Source organism: uncultured Neisseria sp. (genome assembly GCF_951230505.1).
In the GTDB taxonomy this organism is placed as follows: domain Bacteria; phylum Pseudomonadota; class Gammaproteobacteria; order Burkholderiales; family Neisseriaceae; genus Neisseria.
In genome coordinates, this window is record NZ_CATNVN010000029.1 from 1 (window position 1) to 16,528 (window position 16,528).

General features: G+C 50.8%; 18 protein-coding genes. 9 read left to right on the plus strand and 9 right to left on the minus strand.

Annotated features, from left to right (window positions below; all coding sequences use genetic code 11):
• The first annotated feature begins 2 nt into the window (after positions 1-2).
• The 5 genes from Q1M25_RS03385 (at position 3) to Q1M25_RS03405 (ending at position 4,113) form a co-directional block, all read left to right on the plus strand.
• On the plus strand, positions 3-2,165 hold the full coding sequence (locus tag Q1M25_RS03385) for a heavy metal translocating P-type ATPase (protein WP_300481775.1): 2,163 nt from the start codon (positions 3-5) through the stop codon (positions 2,163-2,165).
• A gap of 74 nt (positions 2,166-2,239) precedes the next feature.
• A complete protein-coding gene (locus tag Q1M25_RS03390; protein WP_063068181.1) occupies positions 2,240-2,599 on the plus strand; it encodes a hypothetical protein in 360 nt (119 codons plus the stop codon).
• Positions 2,600-2,730: 131 nt separating this feature from the next.
• Positions 2,731-2,988, plus strand: coding sequence for a hypothetical protein (locus Q1M25_RS03395; protein ID WP_070608231.1), 258 nt, complete (start codon positions 2,731-2,733; stop codon positions 2,986-2,988).
• A gap of 123 nt (positions 2,989-3,111) precedes the next feature.
• On the plus strand, positions 3,112-3,678 hold the full coding sequence (locus Q1M25_RS03400) for an SGNH/GDSL hydrolase family protein (RefSeq protein ID WP_300481780.1): 567 nt from the start codon (positions 3,112-3,114) through the stop codon (positions 3,676-3,678).
• A 120-nt stretch (positions 3,679-3,798) separates the two neighbouring features.
• On the plus strand, positions 3,799-4,113 hold the full coding sequence (locus Q1M25_RS03405) for a CsbD family protein (protein ID WP_070695543.1): 315 nt from the start codon (positions 3,799-3,801) through the stop codon (positions 4,111-4,113).
• Positions 4,114-4,177: 64 nt separating this feature from the next.
• Here Q1M25_RS03405 and trpD read toward each other — a convergent pair whose 3' ends face one another.
• Complete coding sequence (trpD, locus tag Q1M25_RS03410) at positions 4,178-5,206, minus strand: anthranilate phosphoribosyltransferase (protein WP_070749598.1); 1,029 nt, start codon at positions 5,204-5,206, stop codon at positions 4,178-4,180.
• Between the two features lie 88 nt (positions 5,207-5,294).
• Complete coding sequence (locus Q1M25_RS03415; RefSeq protein ID WP_003683598.1) at positions 5,295-5,885, minus strand: aminodeoxychorismate/anthranilate synthase component II; 591 nt, start codon at positions 5,883-5,885, stop codon at positions 5,295-5,297.
• Between the two features lie 175 nt (positions 5,886-6,060).
• Here Q1M25_RS03415 and Q1M25_RS03420 point away from each other — a divergent pair, with 175 nt between their 5' ends.
• The 3 genes from Q1M25_RS03420 (at position 6,061) to kdsA (ending at position 8,981) form a co-directional block, all read left to right on the plus strand.
• The gene (locus Q1M25_RS03420; protein WP_300481791.1) at positions 6,061-7,602 is read left to right on the plus strand and encodes a YdgA family protein; all 1,542 of its coding nucleotides are present in this window, start codon (positions 6,061-6,063) and stop codon (positions 7,600-7,602) included.
• A 78-nt stretch (positions 7,603-7,680) separates the two neighbouring features.
• Positions 7,681-8,064, plus strand: coding sequence for an aspartate 1-decarboxylase (gene panD, locus Q1M25_RS03425; RefSeq protein ID WP_300481794.1), 384 nt, complete (start codon positions 7,681-7,683; stop codon positions 8,062-8,064).
• A gap of 74 nt (positions 8,065-8,138) precedes the next feature.
• Positions 8,139-8,981 carry a 3-deoxy-8-phosphooctulonate synthase gene (kdsA, locus tag Q1M25_RS03430; RefSeq protein ID WP_070460880.1) on the plus strand — a complete coding sequence of 281 codons (843 nt, stop codon included), beginning with the start codon at positions 8,139-8,141 and terminating at the stop codon, positions 8,979-8,981.
• A gap of 57 nt (positions 8,982-9,038) precedes the next feature.
• Here the strand turns inward: kdsA and mutL are convergent, their stop codons facing one another.
• The 6 genes from mutL to Q1M25_RS03460 form a co-directional block, all read right to left on the minus strand.
• Positions 9,039-11,015, minus strand: a complete 1,977-nt coding sequence (mutL, locus tag Q1M25_RS03435) for a DNA mismatch repair endonuclease MutL (protein ID WP_300481799.1) — start codon at positions 11,013-11,015, stop codon at positions 9,039-9,041.
• A 37-nt stretch (positions 11,016-11,052) separates the two neighbouring features.
• Entirely contained in the window at positions 11,053-11,535 is a 483-nt protein-coding gene (locus Q1M25_RS03440; RefSeq protein WP_101755535.1) for a GNAT family N-acetyltransferase, read from the minus strand.
• Between the two features lie 72 nt (positions 11,536-11,607).
• Complete coding sequence (locus tag Q1M25_RS03445) at positions 11,608-12,744, minus strand: 5-(carboxyamino)imidazole ribonucleotide synthase (RefSeq protein ID WP_300481802.1); 1,137 nt, start codon at positions 12,742-12,744, stop codon at positions 11,608-11,610.
• Positions 12,745-12,827: 83 nt separating this feature from the next.
• Positions 12,828-13,397 (minus strand): RNA 2'-phosphotransferase, encoded by a 570-nt coding sequence (locus tag Q1M25_RS03450; protein ID WP_300481805.1) that lies wholly within the window; start codon positions 13,395-13,397, stop codon positions 12,828-12,830.
• Between the two features lie 43 nt (positions 13,398-13,440).
• Positions 13,441-14,916 (minus strand): anthranilate synthase component I, encoded by a 1,476-nt coding sequence (gene trpE / locus Q1M25_RS03455; protein WP_300481808.1) that lies wholly within the window; start codon positions 14,914-14,916, stop codon positions 13,441-13,443.
• A 135-nt stretch (positions 14,917-15,051) separates the two neighbouring features.
• Positions 15,052-15,429 carry a hypothetical protein gene (locus Q1M25_RS03460; RefSeq protein ID WP_300481810.1) on the minus strand — a complete coding sequence of 126 codons (378 nt, stop codon included), beginning with the start codon at positions 15,427-15,429 and terminating at the stop codon, positions 15,052-15,054.
• 136 nt (positions 15,430-15,565) lie between these two features.
• Here Q1M25_RS03460 and Q1M25_RS03465 point away from each other — a divergent pair, with 136 nt between their 5' ends.
• Positions 15,566-16,186 (plus strand): Smr/MutS family protein, encoded by a 621-nt coding sequence (locus Q1M25_RS03465; protein WP_300481813.1) that lies wholly within the window; start codon positions 15,566-15,568, stop codon positions 16,184-16,186.
• Between the two features lie 52 nt (positions 16,187-16,238).
• On the opposite strand, the gene Q1M25_RS03470 is transcribed toward Q1M25_RS03465, so the two are convergent.
• On the minus strand, positions 16,239-16,528 hold a 290-nt coding region (locus Q1M25_RS03470), incomplete at its 5' end, for a PilX family type IV pilin (protein ID WP_300481815.1).

The window sequence follows — 16,528 nt, forward strand, 5'->3', positions numbered from 1 at the left end:
CCATGCAACAAAAAGTCCGTTTCCAAATCGAAGGCATGACCTGTCAGGCCTGCGCTTCGCGTATTGAAAAAGTATTGAATAAAAAAGATTTTGTTGAATCAGCGGGGGTGAACTTTGCCAGCGAAGAGGCGCAGGTTACGTTTGACGACAGCAAAACTTCCGCTGCTGACATTGCCAAAATCATTGAGAAAACCGGTTACGGCGCAAAGGAAAAAACGGAAGATACATTGCCGCACGCTGAAGCAGAACACCATATCGGCTGGAGGCTGTGGCTTTTACTGGCCATCAATATCCCGTTCCTAATCGGCATGGCAGGCATGATGATTGGGCGGCACGATTGGATGATTCCGCCTGTATGGCAATTTGTACTGGCAAGTATTGTGCAGCTTTGGCTGGCAATCCCGTTTTACAAAAGCGCGTGGGCGAGCATTAAAGGCGGACTGGCGAATATGGACGTACTTGTTACCATCGGTACGGTGTCGATTTATCTGTATTCCGTCTATATGCTGTTTTTCAGTCCGCACGCAGCGCACGGCATGGCGCATGTGTATTTTGAAGCGGGCGTGATGGTGATTGGTTTTGTGTCGCTGGGCAAATTTTTGGAACACCGCACCAAAAAATCCAGCCTGAACAGCTTGGGCTTGCTGCTGAAACTGACGCCGACCCAAGTCAACGTACAACGCAACGGCGAATGGAAACAGCTTCCCATCGACCAAGTGCAAATCGGCGACCTAATCCGCGCCAACCACGGCGAACGCATTGCCGCCGACGGCATCATTGAAAGCGGCTGCGGTTGGGCGGATGAGAGTCATCTTACCGGCGAATCCAATCCTGAAGAGAAAAAGGCAGGCGGCAAAGTGTTGGCAGGCGCGCTGATGACCGAGGGTAGCGTGGTGTACCGCGCCACGCAGCTCGGCAGCCAAACATTGCTCGGCGACATGATGAACGCGCTGTCCGAAGCGCAAGGCAGTAAAGCACCGATTGCGCGCGTGGCCGATAAAGCAGCGGCGGTGTTCGTGCCAACTGTCGTGGGCATTGCACTTTTGACTTTTATTGTTACTTGGCTGGTGAAAGGCGATTGGACGATTGCACTAATGCACGCCGTTGCTGTTTTGGTGATTGCCTGTCCGTGCGCACTCGGTTTGGCAACCCCTGCCGCGATTATGGTCGGCATGGGTAAAGCAGTGAAACACGGCATTTGGTTTAAAGACGCGGCGGCGATGGAAGAAGCTGCCCACGTCGATGCCGTCGTATTGGACAAAACCGGCACGCTGACCGAAGGCAAGCCGCAGGTTGCCGCCGTTTATTGCGTTCCCGACAGCGGCTTTGACGAAGACGCTTTGTACCGCATCGCCGCCGCCGTCGAACAAAACGCCGCTCATCCGCTTGCCCGCGCCATCGTTTCCGCCGCCCAAGCGCGCGGTTTGGACATTCCCGCCGCACAAAACGCGCAAACCGTTGTCGGCGCAGGCATTACCGCCGAAGTGGAAGGCGTGGGTTTGGTGAAAGCAGGCAAAGCCGAATTTGCCGAATTGACCTTGCCGAAGTTTTCAGACGGCGTTTGGGACATTGCAAGCATTGTTGCAGTCTCAGTCGATAACAAACCTATCGGCGCATTCGCACTTGCAGACGCGTTGAAAGCCGATACCGCCGAAGCCGTAGGCCGTCTGAAAAAACACAATATCGATGTCTATATTATGAGCGGCGACAACCAAGGCACGGTCGAATATGTCGCCAAACAACTGGGCATCGCACACGCCTTTGGTAATATGAGTCCGCGCGATAAAGCCGCCGAAGTGCAGAAACTCAAAGCCGCCGGCAAAACCGTGGCGATGGTCGGCGACGGCATCAACGACGCGCCCGCGCTCGCTGCCGCCAACGTCAGCTTTGCGATGAAAGGCGGTGCGGATGTTGCCGAACACACTGCGTCCGCCACGCTGATGCAGCATTCGGTCAACCAGCTCGCCGATGCCCTGCTGGTGTCGCAGGCGACTTTGAAAAACATCAAACAAAACCTGTTTTTCGCCTTCTTCTACAATATCTTGGGTATTCCGCTCGCCGCACTCGGCTTTTTAAATCCCGTCATCGCAGGCGCGGCAATGGCGGCAAGCTCGGTGTCGGTATTGGGTAATGCCTTGCGCCTGAAACGGGTGAATATTGAGTGAAACGTGGCAAAGGCCCTCTAAAAACCATACGCCCAGTTTCATTTTTCAGGTAGCCTCAAACTAGGAATCAAACGATGAAAAGCTATACGCTCGATATTCCCCACTTTGAATACCCTGAATCATTTGAAAAAATCGTCGAACTGAATTTAGTCGATTTCGATATTTGGCATCTGCTCGATAGCGATTGGGCCGCCAAGCTATACCAAGGCATGCAAACGCGTTATCCCAATAGAAAACTGATTCCCTTCGCCAAACGCAGCGATTGCGATGACACTGCCTGCTTCGAAATCGGCAAAGGCGGCACAGTCCAGCTTATCCACGACTTTGCTGACCCCGGCTGGGAGCAGCGTCAAGAATTCCCCGATTGCTGGGCATGGCTCGCCCAAGCGGTAAACGATATGATCGAACACAATCGGGAAGACGATATCCTGTAAACATCAGGCATGTTGGTTTTAGCCAAGGAAATGCAACGTTGAGCGTCACGCTGAGGCCGTCTGAAGACTGTTTTTCAGACGGCCTTTAATCCATATTTTCTGATTTTGAGATCCAAGCGGGAGTATGTCGTATGGACATGATGTTGTTTACCAATATTGTATTGATTGTTTTATGTATTTTTACCATGTTGCTGGTGTGGTCGCGCAACTGGAAACGCAAGCAGGCGTATTTTGAGAAAATCAAAAGCAATCCGGAAAACCTCAAATGGGTTGGGCAAAATCTGACCGGTCAGGAATGGAAGGATTTGAAAGACGTGAGCGATCGTTTTGGGCTGCCCATGTTGCAGGCCAAGCAATTAATTGATTTTTATAAAAACAGTCAGTGTTAATTTATGATTTAACGATAGAATTTGACTGAAGTTAAGGCCGTCTGAAATAGCACTCTTATAATAATATTAAGTGATATTTCAGACGGCCTTGCTGTTTGTTCAAATAAAGGGAGGAGAACAAAAATGACCGTTTATTTAATCGGCGATTCCGTGCGGCTTGCTTCGGAGCCTTACACGCGCGCCGCTTTGCCTGAGGTGGATATTGTTTCTCCATCGGAAAACTGCCGTTCGTCGCATGATGTGTTAGAGCATATCGGGCAATGGACAGAGGGTGCGACTGTGGGAGACATTATCCACATCAATTGCGGTTTGCACGACATCCGCCATAATCAAGGCTGTAATGAGCCGGTGGCCGATATAAAAACCTATCGCAGCAACCTGATTCAAATTTTTGATTATTTGAAACAGACAGGTGCAAAAATTATTTGGGCGTGCAGTACGCCGTTTTTGGAAAGCGTACACAATATCGTCAAACCCTCGCGCCGCTATCTGGCTGATTTGAAGGCCTATAACCGTGTGGCGGAGGATTTGGCAAGGCAATATGGCTTTGCCATCAATGATTTATACAGCCTGATGTTTGAGCAGGATTTGACTGATGTGATGCTGTGCGACGGGCTTCATTTCAATGAGTTTGGCAGTAAGATGATAGGCAAGGCAGTAGCCGAAGCGATATTGAAACATATGGATTAACCTAACTTAACTCGTTTTGTCATGTTTTGGCTTTCAGACGGCCTTTAAAGCTAAAGCAAAGTTCCCGATATATGGTAGTATAGCACTAATCTTATCAACATTTAATCCAGGAGTATGACCATGAGCGGCGAATTAGATAAAATCAGCGGTAAAGTAAAAGAAGTGGCTGGAGATGTATCCAGCAATGCTAAACTTGAAGCTGAAGGCTTGGCTCAACAAGGCGTTGGCAAAGTAAAAGAAGCAGCATCAGATATTGGAAGCAAAGCCAGTGACGCTTTAGAAGAAGGTAAAGCAAAAGGTTCGCAATTGTTTGAAGAAGCTAAAGAAAAAGCAACTGCTTTAGCCGATGAAGCCAAAGAGAAAGTAGCACACTTGGCTGAAGAAGCCAAAGAAAAAGCCGAAGGCTTGATTAATGATATTAAAAGCAAATTTTAATATTTAAAGAATAAAAGGCCGTCTGAAAGATTTTTCAGACGGCCTTTGTTTATGGTTTTAAAGCTTAGGCAAACTGTTTGCCAAATTCGATAAATTCGTCTTTTTTGGCTTTGGCTTTGCCGGAGTCGATGGCTTCTTGAGCAGCTTTGACGCCATCTGCCAGCGAAGTAACCACATTTCCTGCATAGAGCGCGGCGGCGGCATTGAGGACGACGATATCGCGTGCGGCACCGGCTTTGCCGTCCAGCACTTCGTTCATTTTTTGCAGGGATTCTTGCGCATTTTCGACTTTGATTTCGTCTAAATTGCGGCGGACTTCCATGCCGAAATCGGCCGGGCTGATGTCGTATTCGGTAATTTTTCCGTCTTTCAGTTCGGCAACGCGGGTTTTGCCGGTCAGCGTGATTTCATCCAAACCGCCTTCGCCGCACACGACCAAAACATGTTTGGAACCAAGCTGTTGCAATACGCGGGAAAGAATGCCGCACAAGTCGATGTGGAACACGCCCAAGAGTTGGTTTGCTGCGCCGGCAGGATTGGTCAGCGGACCCAAGATATTGAAGATGCTGCGGAAGCCGAGCGAACGGCGGACAGGGGCAACATAGCGCATGGCGCTGTGATGGTTGGGCGCGAACATAAAGCCGATACCGGTTTGCTGGATGCTTTGGGCAACCTGTTCGGGGTTGAGGTTGAGGTTGGCGCCCATTTGTTCCATGACATCGGCAGCGCCGCTGGATGAAGAAACGGAGCGGCCGCCGTGTTTGGCAACTTTCGCTCCTGCCGCAGCCGCGACAAACATGGAAGTCGTGGAAATATTGAAGGTTTTGGCACCGTCGCCACCCGTGCCGACAATATCGACCAAGTCATCGGCGTTTTCCAGCGGCACTTTGGTGGCAAATTCGCGCATCACGCTGGCTGCGGCGGTAATCTCGGAAACGGTTTCAACTTTAATCCGCAGGCCGGTCAGGATGGCGGCGATTTGCTCGGGAGGAACTTGGCCGCTCATGATTTGGCGCATGAGGTCGGTCATTTCATCGTAGAAAAGTTCGTTGTTGCTGATGAGGCGTTCAATCGCTTGTTGAGGGGTAATCATGATTTTTCCTTTGTTTGTGTCCGATGTGATTCAGGCCGTCTGAAAATGCGGTTTGAACATTGTCAAACACCTTTCAGACGGCCTTTCATTAAGATTTTTGCGGGCGGTAGTCTTTGAATTCTTCCAAGAAGTTTTTCAGCATATCGTGGCCGTGTTCGGTCAGCAGGGCTTCGGGGTGGAACTGTACGCCTTCGACGGCATATTCTTTGTGGCGTACGCCCATGATTTCACCGTCTTCCGTCCATGCGGTAATTTCGAGGCAGTCGGGCAGGGTGGCGCGGTCGATGGCCAGGCTGTGGTAGCGCGTGCAGTTGACTGGATTGGGCAGGTCTTTAAACATGCCTGTGCCGTGATGGAAAACAGGGGAGACTTTGCCGTGCATCATCGTTTGCGCGCGCACGACATTGCCGCCGAACGCTTCGCCCATGGTTTGATGGCCGAGACACACGCCCATGACGGGCAGCCTGCCGGCAAAGTGCTGCATGGCTGCAACAGAAATGCCTGCCTCTTTAGGGGAACAAGGGCCGGGGCCGATGACCAGATATTGCGGCTTTAGGGCTTCGATTTCTTCGATGGTGATTTCATCGTTGCAACGTACCAAAACTTCCTGCCCCAATTCGGCAAAGTATTGGACGATGTTGTAGGTAAAGCTGTCGTAGTTATCAATGAATAAAAGCATTTGCAAACCTTTAATGACATCTTGGCAGATAGGATTTGGACTGCCAAAAGTGTAAAAATCGTTTATGTTTGCATAATATCACAATCTTTACCTAAAGGCCGTCTGAAACGGCGGATAAGACAAAACAGCTAAAAAATGCTATGCTTTACGCTTTGAACCTAATCTGTTTGAAGTGATGAAAAAGTATCTTATCCCGACTGCCGCCGTCGTTGTTGCCGCTGCGCTCGGCACGCCTTATTATCTTGGTGTCAAAGCGGAAGAAAGCCTGACCGAGCAACAAAAGCTGTTGCAAGAATCCGGTTTCCTGACCGTTGAGTCCCACCAATACGATCGCGGCTGGTTCAGTTCAACCGAGACGACCGTCATCCGCCTCAAGCCGACCCTGCTTCAAAATACGCAAAAATACCTGCCGGACAATTTGAAAACTGTTCTGCAAGAGCCGATTACGGTCATCAACCACGTAACACACGGCCCGTTTGCCGGCGGCTTCGGTACGCGCGCCCACGTGGAAACCGAGTTCCAATACCATCCGGAAACCAAAAAGGTTTTGGACCGTTTCTTCGGCCAGCAAACGCCGTTGACCATGACCAATACGGTTTACCTTTCCGGCGACGGCAAACTCAGCCTCAATATTCCCGCCTTCGATTATGAAGAGCTTTCCGGTATCAAGCTCAACTGGAAAGGCTTTGGCGGCAATACCGATTACAGCCAAGGCTTCAAAAGTTATCGTCACGATTACCTCGCACCGTCTTTGCAAGTCAAATTGGCCGACAAAGGCGATGTGTCTTTGGAAAACCTGCGCTTCCAATCCGAAACGGAAGACGGCCTGACCAAACTTTCTTTGGGCAAGAGCAGCATTACGCTGGATAAATTCCTGCTGCAATGGAAAGAAAACATCGATTACAACGTTAAGTTGAACGAACTGGTCAACCTTGTGACCAATCTGCAAATCGGTGCGTTTATCAATCCGACCGGCACGATTGCTCCGTCTAAAATCGAAGTCAACAAACTGCGTTTCGATACCCAAACCGGCGAAGTCGATAAATTCATCAACAGCGAAGGCCGCTTCCAATTTGAAAGCCTGACCTATGGCGAAGACAAATACGGCCCTCTGGACATCAATGTCGCTGCCGAGCATTTGGATGCGGCATCACTTCTGGCATTGAAAAACAAAATTGCCGAAGTGTCCATGAAGAAAATGAGCGAAGAAGAAATACAGGCTTCCTTGATTCAGACGGCCAAAAACGAGGCTTCAGGCCTGTTTACCAACAATCCGGTTTTGAACGTCAAAACCTTCAAATTTACCATGCCTAATGGTGATGTCGATGTCAGCGGCAAGCTTGCGTTTAAAGGTTTGGCAGCCAAAGACCTCAACAATTTGGGTGATATGCTGAAGAAAACCGAAGCCGACTTCAACATGAGCGTACCGCAAAAATTGTTGGAGCAGCTCGCCGTCAACCAAGCCAGCAGTCTGTTTAGCGTCAATGCCGAAGATGAAGCCGCAGGCCGTGCCAGCATCGACGATATTAACGAGACCTTGCGCCTGATGGTGGACAGCACCATTAAAAGCATGGCAAGTGAGAAATATCTGACCTTAGAAAACGATAATGTCAAAACCCATCTGACTCTGCAAAACAGCGAGTTGAAATTAAACGGAAAAGTTCTTCAAAGCGACCCGGAACCCGAGTTTGACGAATCAGACTTTCCCAATAACTAATCCTCAATCACACAAACAGCGGTTTTAACTTCCCGGAAGTTAAAACCGCAAATCAACCCACAATCAAAAAGGAAACCCATGTTCCGTACCATGCTCGGCGGCAAAATCCACCGTGCCACCGTTACCGAAGCCGACCTCAACTACGTCGGCAGCATTACCGTTGACCAAGACCTGTTGGATGCAGCAGGTATTTGCGTTAACGAAAAAGTTGCCATCGTCAACAATAACAACGGCGAACGCCTTGAAACCTACACCATCCCCGGCGAACGCGGCAGCGGCGTCGTTTGCCTCAATGGCGCAGCCGCACGTTTGGTTCAAAAAGGCGACATCGTAATTATCATGTCTTACGTTATGTTGTCCGAACCTGAAATTGCAGCGCATGAGCTGAAAGTCGTTCTCGTCGATGAGAACAATAAAATCCGCGACGTGATTTCTTATGAGCCGCCGCACACCGTGTTGTAATATTCAAACAAAGGCCGTCTGAAACGTTTCAGACGGCCTGTTTCCCAAATTCAACTTATCTGAAAGGCTTTGCCGTGAATATCCAAATCAACAACATCACCGTCAGCAACGATGCGCCCTTTACCCTTTTCGGCGGCATCAATGTCCTTGAAGACCTCGACTCTACGCTGAAAGCCTGTGAGCAATACGTTAAAGTAACCGATAAACTCGGCATCCCTTACGTGTTCAAAGCCTCTTTCGACAAGGCAAACCGCTCTTCCATCCACTCTTTCCGCGGTGTGGGTTTGGACGAAGGCATGAAGATTTTTCAAGCGGTGAAACGCGAGTTTAATGTTCCCGTGATTACCGATGTTCACGAGCCTTACCAATGCCAACCGGTTGCCGAAGTCTGCGATGTCATCCAGCTGCCCGCCTTCTTGGCACGTCAAACCGATTTGGTGGTGGCAATGGCGAAAACCGGCAATGTCATCAACATCAAAAAGCCGCAATTTCTCAGCCCATCTCAAATGAAAAACATCGTCGAGAAATTCCAAGAAGCAGGCAACGAGCAAATCATTTTGTGCGAACGCGGCGCAAACTTCGGCTACGACAACTTGGTGGTCGATATGCTCGGCTTTGGCGTGATGAAAAAAACGTGTAACAACCTGCCCGTTATTTTTGACGTAACCCATTCCCTGCAAACGCGCGAATCCGGTGCCACAGCATCTGGCGGCCGTCGCGCCCAAGTATTGGACTTGGCGCTTGCCGGTATGGCAACCCGATTGGCCGGTTTGTTCCTCGAATCCCATGCCAATCCCGACCAAGCCAAATGCGATGGCCCAAGCGCATTGCCGCTTGCCCAATTGGAAGATTTCCTGACCCGTGTTAAAGCAATCGATGAAACCGTGAAATCGTTTGCTCCTATGGATATTCGTTAAGAGCAAATAAGTTAAAAGGCCGTCTGAAAGTATTTTCAGACGGCCTTTTTATTAGCGTCACTGTCCGCGTAAAAACAACGCATCCAATTCTTTTAATGTCAGTTTGACCCAAGTCGGACGTCCGTGGTTACACTGGTTGCTGCGCGGCGTGTTTTCCATATCGCGCAGGAGTGCGTTCATTTCGGGCAAAGTCAGCTGTCGGCCGGCGCGGACGGAGCCGTGGCAGGACATGGTGGCGAGGATGTGGTTTTCGTGTTCTTCGATGGTTTGGCTGCTGCCGACTTGGGCGAGTTCGCCCAAAACATCTTTGGCCAGTGAAACGACGTCGGCTTTGCCGAGCATGGAGGGGACGGCACGGACGGCAAGGGTATTGCCGCCCATGTCGGACAATTCCAAGCCAAAGCCTGTCAGCGTTTCGGCATGATCGGCAAGGGCAGCGCATTCTTCGTGGGACGCGGCAAAGGTTACGGGAATAAGCAGGCGTTGGCTTTGCAGGTTGCCGTTTTCCTGACGTTGGCGCTTCATTTTCTCGTAGTTGACGCGTTCGGCGGCAGCGTGCATATCGATGAGCAACAGGCTGTCTTCGGCTTGTGCAAGGATGTAGATGCCTAATAATTGGGCAATGGCAAAACCGAGCGGTGGCAGTTCGGATTGGGAGGGAAGGCCGTCTGAAAGCGGCGTATCTGTTTGGGGAGTAGGCGTTTCAGACGGTATATTGCCGAAACGTGCCTGTTCGAATTGGCTCAACTCAAGGTCGATGTCGTCGGTTTTTTTGTAGAGCTCGGCATAAGTATTCATTGCCGCGCGACTTTCGCGCAGGGATAGGCTGCGTTGTTGCGGCGTGCGCGCGGCTTGGTAAGGCATGGGCGCGGTTTTGCCTGATGGACCAAAGGCATTGCGTGTATCGGGTTTGTTGCCTGTTGGGTAGTTGGATGCGCTATCAAACAGATTTTCGCTGTTGTTTTCAGACGGCATTGGTGCAGGAGTAACGCCGGTAATGTCATGCAACACTTCGCCTGCATTGCTGACGCTTTCGGTCAGGTCGGCGCGTGTGTCGGCAAGGGCTTTGTTGAGCGTGTGGAACACGAGTTGGTGTACCTGCTGGCTGTCGCGGAAGCGGATTTCGGTTTTGGTCGGGTGTACGTTGACATCCACGGCTTCGGGCGGCAGGTCGAGAAAGAGGACGAAAGCAGGCGTCAGCGCATTGTGCAATACGTCGCGGTATGCCTGTTTGACAGCATGGAGCATGACTTTGTCGCGCACGAAGCGATGGTTGACGAAGCAATATTGTTTGTCGGTTTTGCCTTTGGCAAAAGTCGGCTTGGCAATCGCGCCATAGAGCCGTAATGCGCCATTGCCGCTGTCAATTTCCAATGAGGCCGTCTGAAAATCATCGCCGACAATGGTGGCGATACGTTCATGCAGGCTTTGTGCAGGAAGTTTGAACACTTGTTTGCCGTCGCGTTTGAGTGAGAAGGCAATGTGCGGATGCGCCAGCGCAAGACGTTCGAGCATGGTGGCGCAGTGGGCGTATTCGGTGTTTTCGGATTTGAGGAACTTGCGCCGCGCGGGGGTGTTGAAGAAGAGTTCGGCAGCTTCGATGGTGGTGCCGACGGGGTGGGCGGCGGCGGTGGGGCTGCTGAGTTTGCCGTCTTCTGCTTTGACTTGGGTTGCGTGCGTGCTGTCTTCTTGTCGGCTGGTCAGGGTCAGGCGGCTGACGGAGGCGATACTGGCCAAGCCTTCGCCGCGAAAGCCCATGCTGGCGACGTGTTCCAAGTCGTTTAAGGTTTTGATTTTGCTGGTGGCGTGGCGGTGGAGCGCGAGTTCGATGTCGTCGGGGTGGATGCCGCCGCCGTTGTCGCTGACGCGGATGAGGCGGATGCCGCCGCCGGCCAGCTCGACATCAATCGCCGTTGCGCCTGCATCGATACTGTTTTCAACGATTTCTTTCAAGGCGTTGGCAGGGCGTTCGACCACTTCGCCGGCGGCGATTTGGTTGACAAGATGGTCGGGCAGGGCGGCAATTCGGGACATCGGTTTCTTTCAAAAAAAGCAACAGCGGAAGGGGAAATTACAGGTATTTGCGCATCAATTCGCATTCGACACGGACGGTTTTGTTCAGCTGCAACACGGCAGTACCGAGCGACTCGTAACGGTTGAGGCGATAAAAAGGTACGGAATTGAGCGAGGCATACAGTTTGAGAAAGCTGAGGCCCGCATTTCGTGCCATTTCTTCGGCGCGGCTGAGCAGGGCCGTGCCCAAGCCGAGATTGTGGAAGAGCGGATGGACGTATAAGGCGTCCAGTTGCGCTTCTTTGAAATCGACTTGGAAGAAGCCTTGAATCAGCCCTTTGTATTCGACCACCCACAAGGCTTTGTTTTTATCGGAGATGGTTTCCAAATAGCTGTTGATGTCGAGCAGACTTTCCCATGTGTGCATAATGGTTTCATTGTAACTGCGGATGCAGGCGTATTGAACGGCATGCAGATGGGCATTGTGTATGTCTTGGCAGTCTTTTTCGGTTGCCGGACGGAGGATGGTCAGAAGGCTCATGGCGGATGGTCGGAAAAATTGATTTCAGACGGCCTTTGGCAATCAAAGGCCGTCTGAAAAAAGTGGGTAAGGTTACAGGCTTTGATGTAAGGCTTGGGCAGTTTGGAACGCGTTGTCCGCATCGTTGGCCAAGACGGTAAAGTGGCCCATTTTTCGGGCTTTACGCGCGGCTTTTTTACCGTATAGATGCAGATGTGCATTCGGGTTGCTTTGCAACGGCAGCCATTCGGGTTCGCCGCCGTCTTCCTTCCAAACGTCGCCCAAAATATTCGCCATACAGCAAGAGCTCAGCAATTTGGTGTCAGCCGGAGGCAGGTTGCACATCAGGCGGACCTGTTGCTGGAATTGGTCTGTCGCGCAGGCATCGATGGTATGGTGGCCGGAATTGTGCGGACGCGGCGCGATTTCGTTGACGACCAATTCATGTGTATCGCCGACAACAAACATTTCTACTGCCAATACGCCGACGTAGTTCAATTCATCGGCCAAACGCTGCGCCATCTGCCGCGCCTGTTGCTGCACGTCGGCACTCAGTCGCGCAGGGACGATGGAGTAGGCGAGGATGCCGTTTTCGTGAATATTTTCGGCAGGGTCGAAAGTTTGCACGTTGTCATTGTTCAGACGGCATACGATAACGGAAATCTCGCCGCGCAAGTCCACCATTTTTTCTAAAACGCAATCCACGCCACCGTGTTCGGCAAATGCGGCTTTGAGTTCATCCAATGTTTTTACGCGGATTTGGCCTTTGCCGTCGTAGCCCAAAGTGGCAGTTTTCAGGATGCCGGGCAGAAATTGTACGCTTTCTTCAGTGATGTCTTCGGCCTTGCAAACTGCTTGATACGGCGCGGTTTGCAGACCTGCTTTGCGTATCCATGCCTTTTCCTGAATGCGGTTTTGCGCGATGGCAACGCAGTCGCCGCTGGGGGAAACATTGGTGTGTTTGGCGAGAAAACGCATCGCGTCGGCATTGACGTTTTCAAACTCGGTCGTAACAGCCGCGCATTTTGCCAATTCTTCCAAAGCGGCCGGGTCATCAAACGGCGCACACAAATGGCGGTCGGCAAATTCCGCTGCTGGCGCATTCGGGTCGGGATCGAGTACGGTTACTTGGTAGCCCATGGTTTTGGCAGCAACAGTAAACATTCTGCCTAATTGTCCGCCGCCAAGAATGCCGAGCATAGCAGGAGGGAGGATGGGGGATGTGTTCATGGATAATCGCTTTATGAAGAAATTGGGTAGGGTGTTTGCGGGCCGTCTGAAAATGGTTTTACAGCTTCAGACGGCCTGATGTGTTAAAGTTTGCCGATAAATTGCGGCGGAACGTTTTCAGTTAACCATACGCCGTTGTCCGCCAGATAAAATTGATGTCCTGCAGCAAGCATGGCGACAGTGTCGATGGTCAATACAACCGGCTTGCCGTGTCGGGAGCCGACGTTGACGGCTGTTTCGGCATCGGCAGACAGATGGACAAAATGGCGCGAGGCAGAATGCAGGCCTTGTTCCAAAATAGATGGAACAGAGCGCTCAGCCGTACCGTGATACAAAATCTGAGGAGGCGTTGCCACTTTGTGTTCGACCTGAACTTGTGCCGTCGAATGACCTTGTGCAGCGCGGATGCGTTTGCCGTCTTCAGAAAGGGTAAACCGTTTTTTATCATTGTTTTCGACCACTTCCAGCAATACTTCGTAGGTCAGCGGATTACCTGTAAAGCCACGCTCGGGATGATTTACCTGCGTCAGTAGGGTATCAATATCCACCCAGCCGTCTTTATCCAAAGTAATACCGATTTGCTCAGGATGATGGCGCAAGATAAAGCTGAGGAATTTGCTGATGGATTTTAGTTGTTTTTCTTTTAGTATCATAATCTTGTTGTTTAGTCATTTCAGAGCGCAGGCCGTCTGAAAATTATTTATCCAACCCTTCTTGCACCATTTGCGCTGCGCGGATTACTGCTCGGGCTTTATTTTGAGTTTCCTGCCATTCGGAGGTTGGGTTGGAGTCGGCAACTACGCCTGCGCCGCTTTGGACGAAGAGGGTATTGTTTTTAATCACGGCAGTGCGGATGGCAATGGCCAAGTCCATGTCGTTGTTGAAACTCCATACGCCGACTGCGCCGCCGTAGATGCCGCGTTTGCTCGGCTCGACTTCTTCGATGATTTCCATGGCGCGGACTTTGGGTGCGCCTGAAAGCGTGCCTGCAGGGAAGGTGGCGGCAAGGATGTCCATATTGGTCATGCCGTCTTTCAGACGGCCTTCGACGTTGGAGACGATGTGCATCACATGGGAGTATTTTTCAATCACCATTTTGTCGGTAACTTTGACTTCGCCGGTTTTACTGATGCGGCCGACGTCGTTGCGTCCTAAGTCAATCAACATGACGTGTTCGGCAATCTCTTTGGCATCGCTCAGCAGGTCTTGTTCGTTGGCGAGGTCTTCGGCTGGTGTTTTGCCGCGCAGGCGTGTGCCGGCGATAGGACGGACGATGACATCATCGCGTTCGCGGCGGACGAGGATTTCGGGGGAGGAGCCGACAATATGGAAATCGCCGAAATCGTAGTAGAACATATACGGCGATGGGTTCAGCGTACGCAGGGCGCGGTAGAGGGCAAGCGGATTATCGGTAAATTCCATGCTCATGCGTTGGCTGGGGACAACCTGCATGCAGTCGCCTGCAAAGATGTAGTCTTTGATTTTATTGACGCAGGCTTTGAAAGGTTCTTCTCCAAATTCGCTGACTGCTTGGGTTTGCTTGCTGCCGAGGGAAAGCGGGATAGCACAACTTTGGCGTAACTGGGTACGGATGTCTTCAAGTCGTTCGCGCGCGTGTTCGTAGCCGTCGGGCTGCGAGGGATCGGCGTAAACGATGAGGTGGACTTTGCCGCTCAAATTGTCGATAACCGCCAATTCTTGCGAGAGCATCAGGAGGATGTCGGGCGTACCGAGCGGATCGGCTTTGGCCGTATGTTTCAGGCGGTGGGCAAAATGTTCGAAATTGTAGATGGTTTCATAACCGAAGTAGCCGACCAGGCCGCCGGTAAAGCGCGGCAGGCTTGGGATTTCGGGCGTTTTGAAGCGGTTGTGGAAGGCTTCGATAAAGGGCAGGGGATTGCCGTCGTGTTGTTCGACGATTTCGCCGTTTTGATACACATCGACATGTTTGCCGCTGGTTTTGAGATAGTGGCTGCAAGGCAGGCCGATAAAGGAATAGCGGCCGAAGCGTTCGCCACCGACAACGGATTCGAGCAGGTAGGTGAAAGGCTTGTTGGCAAGTTTGAGGTAGATTGAGAGCGGTGTGTCCAAGTCGGCAAGCAGCTCTTGAACGAGTGGAATGCGGTTGTAACCTTGTGCGGCTTGGGCTTGGTATTCTTGTTTGCTGATCATCTTGATAAGTCTTTCAGACGGCCTGTTTTAGGGTGTTAAATCGTGTGAAGAGTATAGCATTTTATTGGGATTGTTGACAGTCTGAGCGTTATGTCAGATATGGAAAACGCCGTCTGAAAAAGACGGCGCGAGGTATCAGGCAAGGGTATTGGAGATTTTGTTTTTTCGGCTCCGTTTCCACTTGAAGATATAAGCGGCCACAACGGGAATCAAGGTGATAATGGATTTGAATGTCCAGCCTGAATACCATGTGCCTTCGGGAACATCGCTTGCAAGCCAAGTGAAGTATGGCCACCAGCAGGCAACTAGGCTGCCGAGGAACAGTGGCCAAATATGACGGCTTAAGTTGCGCTGCCATAAAAGGAAACAGATGGCTGCCCAAACGAAAGTCAGTACGGTAATGAGGAGAATGGTGTAGGCATCTGAAATCAGGATGGCGGCAAAGTAGTAGCTGAGTGCGACCCATAATAGGGCAAGTATCAAGACGATGATTTCTTCCGGGCGTTTAAACATATTTTCTCTCTTTTGTAAGACGGGCAATGCGTTAATACTATACCCTAAACAAGAAGCGAGGATAAGAGTCTTTCAGACGGCCTTGTAGCCGGGTTTGCTATAATGTGCGCAATCAATTTTTTGGAGAGGACAAACCATGACGGCAAACTTTCAAGAAACGCTGAAGGCTTTGGGCAAACAGGCGAAAAAGGAAGCCGCGGAGCGGGAAGCCGAAGCGAAGGCTAAAAAGCAGGTAGAGGATGTGGATTTCAGCAAGGCGGTTGGTAAGGTTACGCCTTTGAAAAATGCCGGCAACTATTATGAACAGCCCCGCGATAAATCGCCTATCAAGCCGCGACCTAAAGAAATGGCGACTTTGGAGCAGGAAGATTATTTTTATGTGGGCAGCGGCGGCTGGGAAGAACCGCCGGCTTCGTTCAGTAAAAACGGGCAGGGTAAAAATGATTTGATGCGTTTGCGAAACGGCCATTATCCTGTGGTGGCGGATGTGGATTTGCACGGCTATACGCAGGAAGAGGCGCAGCAGGTATTGAACGAATTTATTGAGTTTACGAAAAAACGCGGCGTTTGCGGCGAGATTGTCCACGGCAGCGGCTTGGGTTCTGCAGGCTATAAACCGGTTTTGAAAAATATGACGCGTCGCTGGTTGATGCAGCATCCTGATGTATTGGCTTATGTCGAGCCTCGACAAGGCAATGATGGCACAGTCAGGATCTTGTTGAAACGCCAACGCCGAGACGATGATTGGAAACAGTAAAATATAAAAAGCAGTGTCGATAAAATGACACTGCTTTTTTATGGTTGTCAGACTAAGAAGATTTCTTTTTGGAAACCGATTCGCAACCTTTGCCATTGGTCATTGCGGTTTTGAAATTATTGGCTGAATCAATATCAGTGCATTTGTAAGCATTGCCCAAACTATCCATCCAAACGGAAAGAGTATAGCCTGTTTTTGTGGGAATGGCTTTCAAACGATAGGCTCGGCTTGTACCAGCATCAATCATTTCGGCGGAGTATTTGTATTTGTCTGCCAAATCTTTATGGCCTTTATATGAGGAAATAAAGTCCTCCAACTGAGTTTTAACCTCATCAGTTTTCC